The following is a 13,820-nucleotide window of genomic DNA, read 5'->3' as shown; positions in this document are numbered from 1 at the left end:
GGCGGGGCCCGGGGCTGCGCCCCGGGGCTACCCGGCGTCCAGGTCGCGGCCGAGGTAGGCGCGCTGCACGTCGCGGTTTTCCAGCAGTTCCTCGCTGGGGCCCTGGAGGATGATGCGTCCGGTTTCCAGGACGTAGCCCCGGTCGGCCACGCGCAGGGCCAGACGCGCGTTTTGCTCGACGACCAGCACGGTCAGCCCGAAGCGGTCGCGCAGTTCGCGCACGTGGCGAAAGATTTCGCGGCTGACCTGGGGGGCCAGGCCCATGCTGGGCTCGTCGAGGAGCAGCATGCGCGGCCGGGCCATGAGGGCGCGGCCTATGGCCAGCATCTGCTGCTCGCCGCCGGAGAGGGTGCCCGCGGCCTGGGTGCGCCGGGAGAGCAGCACGGGGAACATGGTGTAGACGGTTTCCAGATCCTGGGCGATGCGCGCGCGGTGTTTGCGGCCCCAGCGGTGGTAGGCGCCCAGGTGCAGGTTGTCTTCCACGCGCATGGGTTTGAAGACCTTGCGGCCCTCGGGCACGTGGGACAGGCCGAGGCGGACGATGGCGTCGGGGGCGGCGCGGGTGATGTCGCGCCCGTCCAGGACGATTTCGCCGCCGCTTGGGCGGTGCAGGCCGGAGATGGTGGTCAGGGTGCTGGTCTTGCCGGCGCCGTTGCCGCCGATGAGGGCGACGATCTCGCCGGGGCGCACGTGCAGGGAGGCGCGTTTGACGGCGTGGATCTTGCCGTGGTGGATGTCGATGTTGCGCAGGGTCAGCACTGGTGGCGGCCTCTAGAGGTCGTCGTCGCCCAGGTAGGCGCGCACGACTTCGGGGTTCTTCTGGATCTGCTGGGGCGTGCCCAGGGCGAGGTTGCAGCCGTGGTTGAGGACCATGATCTCGTCGGAGATGGTCATGACGAGGTCCATGTCGTGTTCGACCAGGACGACGGTGACGCCGAGGTCGTCGCGGATGCGGCGGATGAGCGCGCCCAGGGCGCGGGTTTCGGCCATGTTCAATCCGGCTGCGGGTTCGTCGAGCAGCAGCAGCGCGGGGTCGGCGGCTATGGCGCGGGCCAGCTCCAGGGCGCGCTGCTGGCCGAAGGCCAGGTCTCCGGCGGGGGCCTGGGCCAGGTCGTCCAGGCCGACGAAGGCCAGCCTGTCCATGGCGTGGGCGCGGCAGCGCTGCTCTTCGCGGCGGTAGCGCGGGGTGCGCAGCAGGGCGGCCAGGGCGGAGTAGCGCACGTGGCGGTGGCAGCCGGTCATGACGTTTTCGAGCACGGTCATGTTGGTGAAGACTTCGAGGTTCTGGAAGGTGCGCACGATGCCCGCGCGGGCGCGGGCGTGGGCCGGTCGGGCGGTGATGTCGCGCCCGCTCAGGGCTACGGCGCCCGAGGCCGGGCGGACCATGCCGGTGATTGCGCCGAGCAGGGTCGTCTTGCCCGCGCCGTTGGGGCCGATGACGCTGGTGATGGTTCCGGGGCGTACGTCCAGGGCGACATCGGCCAGGGCGGTGACGCCGCCGAAGCGCACGGTGACGCCCTGGCAGCGCAGCAGCGGCTCAGCGGACATGGGGCCTCCGGGCGGGCAGCAGGCGGGCCGACAGCGCGCGGGCCAGCCGCGAGACGCCTCCGGCGATGCCCTGGGGCACGAAGATGACGCACAGGACGAGGATGGCGCCGTAGAGCAGGGTCTCAACGTCTTCGAAGGCGCGCAGGAACTCGGGCAGGGCGGTGAGGAACACGGCCCCGGCCACGGCGCCCCAGACGCTGGCCATGCCGCCCAGTACGACCATGACGATGAGCGTCACCGAGAAATGGAAGCCGAAGGACGACGGCGCCACGAAGGACAGGTAGTGGGCGTAGAGCACTCCGGCCACGCCCGCGTAGGCCGCCGAAAGCACGAAGATGAAGCGCTTGGCGCCGGTGATGTCGATGCCTGCGGCCTCGGCGGCGCGCTCGCTGGTGTGGATGGCGCGCATGGCGCGGCCCACGCGCGAGTCGATGAGGTTCAGGGCGGCCCAGGCCAGCAGGGTCAGCACCCCGCCGGTGAGGAAGTAGTATTCGAGGTCGGACTCGAAAACGTGGCCGAAGAGCGCGAGGCGCGGGATGCCCACGAAGCCGCTGGGGCCGCCGGTGATATCGATGGCCTCGTTGAAGACGATGTAGACGATGAGCCCGAAGCCCAGGGTGGCCATGGCCAGGGAGTTGCCCGAGAGCTTGAGTGTCGGGATGGAGATGACATAGGCCACGACGGCGGTGAGCGCCACCCCGGCCACGCAGCCCGCGCCGATGGGCCAGCCGTGGGCGGCGGTGAGCACGGCGGTGGTGTAGGCCGCAAGACCGTAGAACGCGCCGTGGCCCAGGCTGATCTGCCCCGCGTACCCCAGAAGCAGGTTCAGGCCGATGACGACCATGGCGTTCAGGAAGGCCAGGATGAGGGTGGACAGATAGTAGTCATTGGGCAAAAGCCAGGGCGTGGCGGCGACGAGCGCCGCGAAGGCCGCCAGGGCCGCGAGGTTTTTGGCGCCGTGGCTCACGGGGTCAGACCCTGTCGGCGCTCTTGGCGCCGAAAAGCCCCGTGGGCCGCGCGAAGAGCAGCGCCAGCAGGATGATGAAGGTGATGGCGTCCTTGTAGGCCGAGGACACGAGCCCCGCGCCGAAGGCCTCGAGCACACCGAGGATCAGCCCTCCGGCGGCGGCGCCGAAGGGGTTGCCCAGCCCGCCCAGAATGCAGGCCGCGAAGCCCTTGAGCCCGAGGAGGATGCCCACGTCGTAGGCGGTCATGGTCAGGGGCGCGAGGATGACCCCGCCCACGGCGCCCACCAGAGCCGAGAGCATGAACGAGGCCAGGACCATGCGCCGCACGTTGACGCCCACCAGGGCGGCGGCTCCGGGGTCGTAGGAGCAGGCGAGCATGGCCTTGCCGTGGATGGTGGCGGTGAAGAAGGTGCGCAGGGCGGCCAGCAGGGCCAGGGTCACGGCCAGAACCCACAGGCTCTGGGGCAGCATGGCCGCCCCGGCGATGAGGATGGGCCGCATGCCCGAGAAGTGGGGCAGGGCGAAGGTGTCCTTGCCCCACAGGAGCATGACCAGCCCGCGGATGAGGATGGACACGCCGATGGTGACGATGACGAGCTGGATGGGGCTGGCGCCCCGGGCGGGGCGGATGGCCAGCCGTTCGACCAGCCCGCCCGCCAGGGTCGTCAGCACCACCGCGCCGAGCACGGCGGGCACCAGGGACAGGCCCAGAACCTGCCCGAGGATCACGGCCAGCATGCCGCCGAGCATCACGAACTCGCCCTGGGCGAAGTTGATGATGCCGGTGGTGTTGAAGATGATGGTGAACCCCAACGCCGTCAGGCCGTAGGTGCTGCCCACGGTCAGGCCGGAGATGAGGTATTGCAGCAGGCTGGCCGCGTCCATGGCGTTACCGCAGAACCTTCCAGCCGCCGTTTTCGATGGCGACCATGACGAAGGAGGAGGGGTCCAGGCCGTTGTGGTCCTCGGGGGTGAAGTTGAACACGCCGGTGGCGCCCACGAAGCCGGTGGTGGCTTCCAGGGCGTCGCGGATGGCCTGGGGTTCGGTGGAGCCGGAGGCTTCGATGGCGGCCTTGATGAGCGCCAGGGCGTCGTAGGCGTAGCCGCCGAAGGTGGAGGGCGGGGTGCCGAAGCGCGCGGCGTAGTCGGCCACGTAGGCGGCGAGCACGTCCTTCTGGGGGTTGCCGTCCTCGATCTGTTCCACGGCGATCATGCGCCCGGCGGGCAGCAGCAGGCCCTCGGCCGCCTCGCCCGCCAGTTCGATGAACTTGCCCGAGGCCACGCCGTGGCTCATGTACAGCGGGGTCTGGACGGCGAGCTGCACGCGGTTGCGGGCGATGACGGCGGGGCCCGGGTTGGTGCCCCAGCAGATGATGGCGTCGGGGTTCAGGCCCTTGATCTTGGTGAGCTGGGGGGTCATGTCCGTGTCCTTGGGGCCGTAGATTTCGTCGGCCACAAGGGTGAAGCCCCCGGCGGGCAGCGTTTCGGCCAGCACGGCGCGCCCGGCCTGGCCGTAGCCGTCGGACACGGTGAGGATGGCGACCCTGGAAAGCCCGGCCTGACGCAGATGGTCCAGGATGCGGGCCACGGCCTGGCGGTCGGACTGCGGGGTCTTGAAGACCCAGGGGTTCACGGGCTGCACGATCTTTTCGGCGGCGGCGCAGGAGACCATGGGCACCTTGGCGGCGGGGAATTTGTTCATCACGGCCAGGGTGTTGCCCGAGACGGTGGGACCGATGACGGCGACGACGCGGTCCTTCTTGAGCAGCTTGTCCACGGCGAGCACGCACTTGTTCACGTCGGTCTCGTCGTCGTAGACGACCAGTTCCAGGGGCCTGCCGAGGATGCCTCCGGCGGCGTTGATCCGGTCCTGCAACAGCAGCAGGGTGTTCTTTTCGGGCTCGCCGAGGAACGAGGCCGGGCCGGTGACGGAGAGCACGGCGCCGATCTTGACGGGCTCGGCCGCGCGGGCCGGGGCCAGGGACAGGGTCATCAGACACACGGCCGCCAGAACGGCGAAAAGGCGCATGGTTTTCATGCGGAACTCCCTTGGGTCGATGGTGAACGGAAAGGGAACCGGGACGGCGGGCCGGGGGCGGCGCGCGCGTCCTTGCCGAAAAAACCGGGGAGCTAGCGGCTAAACTGGAAGATGCCGCCCGTGCCCGTCACGCCCCGGAAAAGTCGCTGGGCCATGGGGCGGGCGGTGGCGGCGGGGAAGGCGGTGGCGGCGGCGCGGCGGGCGCCGGGGGGGACGGGGGCACGCCGGACCGCGCGGGGCCTGGCCAGGGCCAGGGCGTTGGCGGCGGTGCGGGTCATGCGCGTCCTCCTGAGGGTGCGGAATCGTGGTTGCGGGCCGCCCGGCCGGGCCGGGGCGTTCCCCCGGCGGCTTGCGTGCCGTCGGATGCTTCGGTTGTTGTCGAAACCGGGGCCGTTGTCAAGGCCGATAGATTATTGGTTCGGGGGCTGGAGTGGAAACCGGCCGGTTCCTCCCGGCCAGGGATCACTTCCCCGGGGAGCGCATGGCCCGGTACGCCGCGATGAGCCCGTTGGTCGAGGCGTCGTGGTCGGCGGGGCGGGGTTTGCCGGAGAGTTCGGGCAGGATGGCCTTGGCGAGCTGCTTGCCCAGTTCCACGCCCCACTGGTCGAAGGAGTTGATGTTCCAGACCGTGCCCTGCACGAAGATTTTGTGCTCGTAGAGCGCGATGAGCGTGCCCAGGGTGGCCGGGGTCAGGCGGTCGTAGAGCAGGCTGTTGGACGGGCGGTTGCCCGCGAAGGCCTTGTGCGGCAGCAGGCGGGCGATCTCGGCGTCGGAGTGGCCCTCGGCGCGCAGGGCGGCCTCGGTTTCCTCCAGATTGCGCCCGCGCATGAGGGCCTCGGTCTGGGCCAGGAAGTTGGAGACCAGGGCCGGGTGGTGCTCGCCCACGGGGTTCAGCGGGTTGGCCGCGCACAGGAAGTCGCAGGGCACGAGCTTGGTGCCCTGGTGCAGGAGCTGGTAGAAGGCGTGCTGGCCGTTGGTGCCCGGTTCGCCCCAGATGACGGGGCCGGTGCCGTAATCCACCAGGGTGCCGTCCAGGGTGGCGCTCTTGCCGTTGGACTCCATGTCGCCCTGCTGGAAATAGGCCGGGAAGCGGTCCAGGTATTGGTCATAGGGCAGGATGGCGTGGGTGCCGCAGCCGAAGAAATTGTTGTACCACACCCCGAGCATGCCCATGATCACGGGGATGTTTTGCTCCAGGGGCGCGGAGCGGAAGTGCTCGTCGGCCAGGAAGGCGCCGCCCAGCAGCTCCTCGAAGCGGGCCATGCCCACGGCGAGCACGATGGACAGCCCGATGGCCGACCACAGGGAATAGCGCCCGCCCACCCAGTCCCAGAACTCGAACATGTTGGCCGGGTCGATGCCGAAGGCGGCCACGGCCTGGGCGTTGGTGGACAGGGCCACGAAGTGCCTGGCCACGTCCTTTTTCGCCGCGCCGGAGTCCAGGAACCAGCGCTTGGCCGTGGCGGCGTTCATCATCGTCTCCTGGGTGGTGAAGGTCTTGGAGGCGACGATGAACAGGGTGGTTTCTGGGTTCAGGCGGCGCAGGGTCTCGTGGATATGCGTGCCGTCCACGTTGGAGACGAAGTGCGGCGCGGGGCCGTCGGCATAGTGGGCCAGGGCGCGGCAGACCATGCTCGGCCCCAGGTCCGACCCGCCGATGCCGATGTTGACCACGTCGGTGATGCGCCGCCCGGTGTGGCCCTGCCAGGCGCCGCCGCGCACGGCCTTGGCGAAGGCGCCCATGCGCCCCAGCACGGCGCGCACCCCGGGCATCACGTCCTGCCCGTCCACGGGCACGGGCCGGTCCGAACGGTTGCGCAGGGCGGTGTGCAGCACGGCGCGGCCCTCGGTGACGTTGATGGGCTCTCCGGCGAACATGGCCTCGCGTCGCTCGGGCACGCGGGCGTGGCGGGCGAGGTCCATGAGCAGGGCCATGGTCCGCTCGGTGATGCGGTTTTTGGAATAATCGAACAGCAGCGGGCCCAGGCGCAGGGAGAAGCGCGCGAAGCGCTGGGGATCTTTGGCGAACAGCTCGCGCATGTGCAGCGAGGACATTTCGCGGTAGTGCTCTTCGAGCGCCTTCCAGGGCTGGGACTGGGCGATGCTGGTCATGGCGGCGTTCCCCTTGCGCACGGCGGGCAGCAGGTTGCTCATCCTCGGGCAGGATGGGCGAAAAGCGCGAGCAAGTCAACGCGCGGGCTCCGGGCCCGGGGCAGGGGCGGGGGCGGGGTGGCGTGCGGCGGCGCGGGGGTGGCCCCGCGCCGCCGCGGGCGTCAGTACATCAGCCCCGGCAGAAAGAGCACGATCTGCGGGAAGAGGAAGAGCAGGACGATGCCGACCACGATGGCCAGCAGGAAGGGCACGGTGCCCTTGAAGATGGATTCCAGGGTCATGCCCGGGGCCAGGCGCCGCGACATGCCGAAGACCACGTAGACGTTGATGCCCACCGGCGGGGTGATGACGCCCATCTGCGTGACCAGGACGACGATGACCCCGAACCAGATCGGGTCGTACCCCAGGTGCTGCACCACGGGGTAGAAGATGGGGATGGTCAGCATGATCAGCGCCAGGGCGTCCATGAAGCAGCCGCCGATGAAGTAGATGGCGATGATCACGGCCATGACCCCGAAGGCGGGCAGGTCGAAGCCCGCCACCCATCCGGCCACGTTGAAGGGGATGCGCGTCACGGCCAGGAACTTGCCGAAGACCGTGGCCCCGGCCACCAGGAAGAGCACCATGCACGAGGTGCGCAGGGTCTCCTCCAGCGAGGCCACGAAGGCCCGCCAGGGCAGGCGCCGCCGCGCCAGGGCCAGGGCCAGCACGCCCAGCACGCCGATGGACGCGGCCTCGGTGGGCGTGAACCAGCCGAAGAACATGCCGCCGATGACCAGCAGGAAAACCAGCAGCGTGTCCACCAGCCCGCCCAGGGAGCGCAGGCGCTCGGCGCGCCCGAAGCGCTGGCCCGCCGGGCCCAGGGCCGGGCGCAGGGCGCACTGCGCGCCCACGGCGAGGATGAACAGCACCGTGAGCAGCACGGCGGGCAGGATGCCCGAGACGAACAGCGCGCCGATGGACTGCTCGGTGAGCACGCCGTAGACGATGAGCACCACGCTGGGCGGCATGATCATGCCCAGGCCGCCGCCCGAGGCCACGCTGCCCGCCGCCAGGGAGTCGGCGTAGCCGTAGCGCTTCATTTCGGGGATGGCCACGGTGGCCATGGTCGCCGCCGTGGCGGGCGAGGAGCCGCACACCGCGCCGAAGGCCGAGCAGGCCGCCACGGTGGCCATGGCCAGCCCGCCGCGCACGTGGCCCAGGAAGCGGTAGGCCGTGTCGTACAGCCGCCGCGAGATGCCGCTGTTGAAGGCCAGTTGGCCCATGAGGATGAACAGCGGGATGGTGGACAGACTGTAGGAGGAAAAGGCCTCGTAGAAGCTGCGCGACAGCAGGTTCAACCCGCCCTTCCACGAGGTCAGCAGCGAGAAGCCGATGAACCCGGTCAGGGTCATCACGTAGGCCACGGGCATGCGGGTCATGAACAGCGCGAGCATCGCCGCGATGCCCAGGATTCCGGCCAGGGTCGGGTCCATCATCTGCCGTCCTTTGCGCTGAAGTGGCGCAGCACGTCGCGCGCCAGGAACAGCGCGAACATGGCGAAGCCGAAGGCCAGGGCCAGGACCACCGGATGGGTCGGCAGCCCGAGGTTCATGGACACCTGCCCCGAAGCGCGCAGGGTCCGGGCGTAATCCACCATGCGCCAGGCCACCACGGCGAAGAGGGCCGCGGCCGTGGTGTTGGTGGCCAGGGCCATGGGGCGGCGGATGCGGCGCGGCAGGCGGCTGACCAGGATTTCGACCCCGATGTGCACGCCCTGGGCGTGGGCGTAGGGCAGGCACAGCGCCACGGCCAGGGTGGCCAGGATGGCCGTCAGCTCCTCCGAGCCGAACACCGGCGTGTTGAACAGCCCGCGCCCGGCCACGTCGGCCCCGGTCAGCAGGGCCATGCCCATGAGGCAGCAGCAGGCCAGGGCGCGCATGGCCAGTTCCAGGTGGTCCAGGAGGCGGGAGAGTGCGTGCATGGTGCGTGTCCGCTCGGCAAAAAGGGAGCGGAGGCGGGCTTGCGGCCGCCTCCGCTTGCGGTTTCCGGGCGCCGGGGGCTACTTGCCCCGGGCGGTTTTCTGGGCGGCCAGGATGTACTCCAGGATGGCCTTGCCGTCCAGGCCCTGGGCTCCGGCCTCCTGGACGTATTCGTCCAGGATGGGCGCGCAGGCCGCACGCCAGCGCGCGGCTTCCCCATCGGCCAGGGGCACCACCTGCCCGCCCTTGGAGAGGAAGAACTCCATGCCCTCGGCGTCGCTTTCGTCCCAGGCCCGGCCGTGGCGCTGGGCCCACTCGACGTTCAGTTCGCGGATGGCCGCCTGGGCCTCGGGCGGGATGGACGCCCAGCGGGCCTTGTTCATGACCACGTAGAAGGCGGTGGTGTAGGCCACGGCCTGGGATTCGGTCATGAAGTGGACCACCTCGCCCATCTTCCAGCCCTTGTTGGTTTCGATGGGATGCAGGCCGCCGTCGACCACGCCCTTCTGCATGGCCTGATAGGAGTCGGGCATGGACATGGCCACGGGCGTGGCGCCCAGGGCCTGCACGACCTTGGCCGAGTTGCCCGTGGCGCGCAGCTTGAGGCCCTTCAGGTCCTCCAGGGTGGCGGCGGGCTTCTTGGCCGTGTGCAGCAGGCCCGGGCCGTGGGCGTGGAAGTACATGACCTCCACGTCGTCGAACTCGGCGGGGCGGAATTTCTCGAACACGGCGTTGGCCACGGCGGTGGCCTCGGGGCCGCTGGCGTAGCCCAGGGGCAGGTCCACGGCGGAGAGCACGGGGAAGCGCCCGCGCGTGTAGCCCGGGGCGCTCATGCCGATGTCGGAGAGGTCCTCGACCACGCCGTCGTAGATTTCCGGGGCCTTGGTCAGGGTGCCGCCGGGGAAGTAGTCCACATGCACGGCGCCGCCGGTGCGTTTCTCCACCTCGTCGCACCACTGCTGGGCCAGTTGCGACTGGACGTGCGTGGGCGGAAAGAAGTTGGAGTAGGTCAGCGTCACGGTGCCTGCGTGGGCGGGCAGGGCCGCCAGGGCCAGGGCCAGGGTCAGCAGGGCGGCCAGGGGTCGGGTCATGGGGTTTCTCCGGTGTTGGTTTGGTCGGGGCTGCGGGGGGCGGCGTAGTGGCGGATGAGCACCAGCGCGGCCTCGCGCACGTCGCGGGTATCCAGGGTGCCGGTGCCCAGGGCGCGGTGGATGAGCAGGCCCTCGAACAGGGCGGTGTTCAGCGCGCCGAGCTTTTCGGGCGGAAAGTCCGTGCGCACGTGGTCGCGCACCAGTTCGGCGAACAGGCTGTTGGACAGCCGGTAGGCGCCGTTGTTCAGCTTGGCGCACAGGGCCTCGTCGCGCGAGACGTGCACCGTGAATTCCAGGAACAGGCGCGACCAGTCGCGGTCGGCGAGGATGGTCTCCAGGAAGTCCCAGATGAGGTGCACGGCCTGTTCCAGGTCGCGGGCCTGATCCATGCGCGCGTCGCGCTGGGCGCGGTAGGCCGCCAGCCGGGCCCGGGCGATGTCCAGGAACAGCTCGTCCTTGCTCTGCCAGTGGCGGTAGAAGCTGCCCTTGGCGTAGCCCGCGCGGCGGGTGATGTCCGCCACCGTGGTGGCGTCGTACCCGTGCGCGCCGAACAGCTCCACCGCCGCGGCCATCAGCTCCTGGCGCGTCTGGAGCGATTTTTCCTGCTGTTTCGTGGCCATCCCGTCCCTTGCCCGGCGTTTGTGCCGCCTCGCCGGTTTGTGACCGGCAGTCAAAAAGTGACCGCCGGTCACATGCGGACAATCGATTACCCCCGGGCGCAGGGCATGTCAAGAAGAAGAGGAGGAGAGGGGGAAAGAAGCGAAGGGAGGCGGGGAAAAGGAGGGAACGCGGCGGGACCGGGCGGCGTCGGGAAATCGCGGACACTGCGCGGGGGCGGAACGCAAGGGGGCGGCCCCGCGCGACGGGCCGGGGCGGGGCAGGGGCTGTCTGAGGACGAGATAGACGCTTTGCCAGGATGCCGCGCGGGCGGGGGCGGGGCATGCGGACCCGGGCGCCTGCCGCGCCCCGGCGCACGCCCCGACGGGCCGGGCGTCGGGGTGGAGCGCGGGGCCGGGTGCTTTGCGGGTGCTGCTGGCCCTTCCGGCGGGCTTGCGCCCCTGGTGCGGGGATTGCATAGTCTTCCCGCGCGCGTCGGATTCCCGGCGCCGCGATCAGCCAGCGCCAGCGGGGGGCTCCATGCAGCATATCAAGAAACGCGTTCTGGTCACCGGCGGGTCCGGGTTCCTGGGGTCGTTTTTGTGCGAACGGCTGCTCGCCGACGGCTGCGACGTGCTCTGCGTGGACAACTTCTTTACCGGCACCAAGCGCAACATCAAGCACCTGCTGGACAACCCCTACTTCGAGCTCAAGCGCCACGACGTGACCTTTCCGCTCTACGTCGAGGTGGACGAGATATACAACCTGGCCTGCCCGGCCTCGCCCATCCACTACCGGCACGACCCCGTGCAGACGACCAAGACCTCCATCCACGGCGCCATCAACATGCTCGGTCTGGCCAAGCGCCTGCGGGCCAAGATTTTTCAGGCCTCCACCAGCGAGGTCTACGGCGACCCCGAAATCCACCCCCAGCCCGAAAGCTACTGGGGCCGCGTGAATCCCATCGGCGAGCGCTCCTGCTACGACGAGGGCAAGCGCTGCGCCGAGACCCTGTTCTTCGACTACCGCCGCCAGCACAAACTGCGCGTCAAGGTCGCGCGCATCTTCAACACCTACGGCCCGCGCATGCACCCCAACGACGGCCGCGTGGTGTCCAACTTCGTGGTCCAGGCCCTGCGCGGCGCGCCGCTGACCATCTACGGCGACGGCTCCCAGACGCGCTCCTTCTGCTACGTGGACGACATGATCGAGGGCTTCGTCCGGCTCATGGACCACACCCCCGACGACTTCCCCGGGCCCATGAACCTCGGCAACCCCGGCGAGTTCACCATCCTGGAACTGGCCGAACTGGTGCGCGAGATCGTCGGCGGGCGCTCGGAAATCCAGTTCCGCCCCCTGCCCGGAGACGACCCCCGCCAGCGCAGGCCCGACATCGCCCTGGCCCGCGAGGTCGCGGGCTGGCAGCCCGTGGTGCCCCTGCGCGAGGGCCTGGGCAGAACCGTGGACTATTTCGACGGCCTGCTGCGCGACATGGACGGTCAGGCCTAGCCGCCCAGCGCCCCGGTCGACAGCCCTGCCGCCTTCGGCCTCCGCCGCCCCTCGGCCCTGCGCCGCGAGTACGCGGCCGCGCGTCCGTCGCGCCCTTTCCCCCACCCTTTGCCGCAACGCATCCGGCGCCCGCCCGGGGCGCGGCCCGCGTCCATGGTTGGACACCGCCTCCGGGTGTGCTACAACCGCACTTGCCGCAGCAGAACCATTACCCCGGAGGGCGCCATGCGCACCAAAATCATCGCCACATTGGGTCCGGCCTCCATGGACAAGGAGATCATGCGCGGCATGGTCAGCCATGGCGTCCGCATCCTGCGCCTCAACTTTTCCCACGCCGACGCCGCGTACTTCCGGCCCGTGGTCGCGGCCATCCGCGAGCTGGAGGCCGAAATGGGCCTGCCGCTCACCGTCATGGCCGACCTCTGCGGGCCCAAGACGCGCATCGGCCAGGTCGAGGGCTCGCCGCTGACCGTGGACAAGGGCCAGTCCGTCTACCTCGGCCTGCCCGACGAACGCCAGGCCGCCGGAACCGACAAGGTCTTCATCAGCCTCGACGTGCCCGCCCTGATGCACGACATCGCCGTGCATGATCCGGTGTACCTTTCCGACGGCATGCTCCAGTTCCGCGTCACCCGCGTGCTCAAGGCCGACCGCCTCTGCGAGATGCAGGCCCAGAACGGCGGCATCCTGACCTCCAACAAGGGCATCGCCTTCCCGGACAAGATTCACCCCATGCCCGCCCTCACCGAAAAGGATCGCAAGGACCTGCGCGAGGCCCTGGAAATCGGCGTGGACGCCATCGCCCTCTCCTTCGTGCAGACCCCCGAGGACGTGCAGCAGGCCAAGGACCTCATCCGCGAGCAGGGCCGCTGGGTGCCCGTGGTCGCCAAGCTGGAGCGCAAGCGCGCCCTGGACAACATCGAGGCCATCGTCGAGGCCGCCGACGTGGTCATGGTCGCGCGCGGCGACCTGGGCGTGGAATGCTCGCTCATGATCCTGCCCGTCATCCAGAAGCGCATCATCCGCGCCTGCCGCCACGCCCAGAAGGCCGTCATCGTCGCCACGCAGATGATGCTTTCCATGGTCAAGAACCCCGTGCCCACCCGCGCCGAAGCCGCCGACGTGGCCAACGCCGTGCTCGACGGCGCCGACTGCGTCATGCTTTCCGAGGAAACCGCCATCGGCACCTACCCCGTGGAAACCTGCCGTTTCATCGAGGGCATCGCCACCAGCTCCGAGGAGTACTACCTCGAGCGCCTGGGCGAACCCTACCGCCCCAGCAAGAAGCAGGACATCGTGAAGTACATGGCCTACTCCGCCTGCCTCATCGCCGGGCACGACGGCAGCCGCGCCCTGGTGGCCCACTCCTCCAGCGGCACCACCGCCCGCCAGCTCTCCAGCCGCAGGCCCGCCCAGGCCATCTACGGCCTGACCACCGACCCGCGCGTCATCCGCTGGCTCAACTTCTTCTGGAGCGTCAAGCCCCGCATCGTCGGCACGGAAATCGAGGACCACACCCGCCGGGCCATCGAATTCGTCAAGAACTCCGAAGAATTCGCCTCCGGCGACAGCGTGGTCATCACCTCCGGCCGTCCCGAGCCCCCCGGGCAGACCAGCACCCAGACCAACACCATCCGCCTCTTCCGCAAATAGCCCCGGCCCCGCCGCCGCGAGCATGCCGCCGGACCCCCGCCAGGGTCCGGCGGCTTTGCGTCGGGCGACCGCCGGGGTCGGGTGCATGGCCCGGGCGCGCCCGGCCGTGGGGCCGCCGGATGCGGGGCGGGCGGAAGGGAGGGCGACGGCGCAGGTCGCGCACTGCCGGGGCGCTGCCCCGGACCCCGGCCTGGGGGCGCCGCCCCCCGGCACCCCCCGCAAGGGGGCAACGCCCCCTTGACCCCGCACCCCGCCCCGGAACAGCGCGGCGAAGCGCCGCGCTGTTCCGGGGTGGGGAGACTCCGGGATGAGAAGTTGCGCTACGTCAACCCGGGCCATAAGG

13 protein-coding genes are annotated in these 13,820 nt (G+C 69.9%); 2 read left to right on the top strand and 11 right to left on the bottom strand.

Features of this window, described 5'->3' with window-relative positions:
- Window positions 1-27: 27 nt before the first annotated feature.
- The 11 genes from ACZ5KV_RS05380 to ACZ5KV_RS05330 form a co-directional block, all read right to left on the bottom strand.
- On the bottom strand, window positions 28-759 hold the full coding sequence (locus ACZ5KV_RS05380; protein ID WP_464241318.1) for an ABC transporter ATP-binding protein: 732 nt from the start codon (window positions 757-759) through the stop codon (window positions 28-30).
- A gap of 12 nt (window positions 760-771) precedes the next feature.
- The gene (locus ACZ5KV_RS05375) at window positions 772-1,548 is read right to left on the bottom strand and encodes an ABC transporter ATP-binding protein (protein WP_464241317.1); all 777 of its coding nucleotides are present in this window, start codon (window positions 1,546-1,548) and stop codon (window positions 772-774) included.
- On the bottom strand, window positions 1,538-2,515 hold the full coding sequence (locus ACZ5KV_RS05370) for a branched-chain amino acid ABC transporter permease (RefSeq protein ID WP_464241316.1): 978 nt from the start codon (window positions 2,513-2,515) through the stop codon (window positions 1,538-1,540). The genes ACZ5KV_RS05375 and ACZ5KV_RS05370 overlap by 11 nt, the downstream gene beginning before the upstream one ends.
- Before the next feature lie 4 nt (window positions 2,516-2,519).
- The gene (locus ACZ5KV_RS05365; protein ID WP_464241315.1) at window positions 2,520-3,401 is read right to left on the bottom strand and encodes a branched-chain amino acid ABC transporter permease; all 882 of its coding nucleotides are present in this window, start codon (window positions 3,399-3,401) and stop codon (window positions 2,520-2,522) included.
- Between the two features lie 4 nt (window positions 3,402-3,405).
- A complete protein-coding gene (locus ACZ5KV_RS05360) occupies window positions 3,406-4,545 on the bottom strand; it encodes an ABC transporter substrate-binding protein (protein WP_464241812.1) in 1,140 nt (379 codons plus the stop codon).
- Between the two features lie 101 nt (window positions 4,546-4,646).
- Window positions 4,647-4,832, bottom strand: a complete 186-nt coding sequence (locus ACZ5KV_RS05355) for a hypothetical protein (RefSeq protein ID WP_464241314.1) — start codon at window positions 4,830-4,832, stop codon at window positions 4,647-4,649.
- 184 nt (window positions 4,833-5,016) lie between these two features.
- Window positions 5,017-6,666, bottom strand: a complete 1,650-nt coding sequence (pgi, locus tag ACZ5KV_RS05350; RefSeq protein WP_464241811.1) for a glucose-6-phosphate isomerase — start codon at window positions 6,664-6,666, stop codon at window positions 5,017-5,019.
- 161 nt (window positions 6,667-6,827) lie between these two features.
- A complete protein-coding gene (locus ACZ5KV_RS05345; protein WP_464241810.1) occupies window positions 6,828-8,141 on the bottom strand; it encodes a TRAP transporter large permease in 1,314 nt (437 codons plus the stop codon).
- A complete protein-coding gene (locus tag ACZ5KV_RS05340; protein WP_464241313.1) occupies window positions 8,141-8,629 on the bottom strand; it encodes a TRAP transporter small permease in 489 nt (162 codons plus the stop codon). The genes ACZ5KV_RS05345 and ACZ5KV_RS05340 overlap by 1 nt, the downstream gene beginning before the upstream one ends.
- A 78-nt stretch (window positions 8,630-8,707) precedes the next feature.
- Complete coding sequence (locus ACZ5KV_RS05335; RefSeq protein ID WP_464241312.1) at window positions 8,708-9,718, bottom strand: TRAP transporter substrate-binding protein; 1,011 nt, start codon at window positions 9,716-9,718, stop codon at window positions 8,708-8,710.
- A complete protein-coding gene (locus tag ACZ5KV_RS05330) occupies window positions 9,715-10,338 on the bottom strand; it encodes a TetR/AcrR family transcriptional regulator (RefSeq protein ID WP_464241311.1) in 624 nt (207 codons plus the stop codon). Before ACZ5KV_RS05330 ends, ACZ5KV_RS05335 begins: the two co-directional genes overlap by 4 nt.
- 517 nt (window positions 10,339-10,855) lie before the next feature.
- Here ACZ5KV_RS05330 and ACZ5KV_RS05325 point away from each other — a divergent pair.
- Together ACZ5KV_RS05325 and pyk are read left to right on the top strand one after the other, a co-directional pair.
- The gene (locus tag ACZ5KV_RS05325) at window positions 10,856-11,824 is read left to right on the top strand and encodes a UDP-glucuronic acid decarboxylase family protein (RefSeq protein WP_464241310.1); all 969 of its coding nucleotides are present in this window, start codon (window positions 10,856-10,858) and stop codon (window positions 11,822-11,824) included.
- Window positions 11,825-12,049: 225 nt separating this feature from the next.
- Window positions 12,050-13,477: a pyruvate kinase gene (gene pyk / locus ACZ5KV_RS05320; protein WP_464241309.1), complete on the top strand. Its 1,428-nt coding sequence runs from the start codon at window positions 12,050-12,052 to the stop codon at window positions 13,475-13,477.
- Window positions 13,478-13,820: the final 343 nt, after the last annotated feature.

The sequence above is a fragment of the Desulfocurvus thunnarius genome (assembly GCF_055390965.1).
This window is presented reverse-complemented; position numbering and strand designations above follow the sequence as displayed.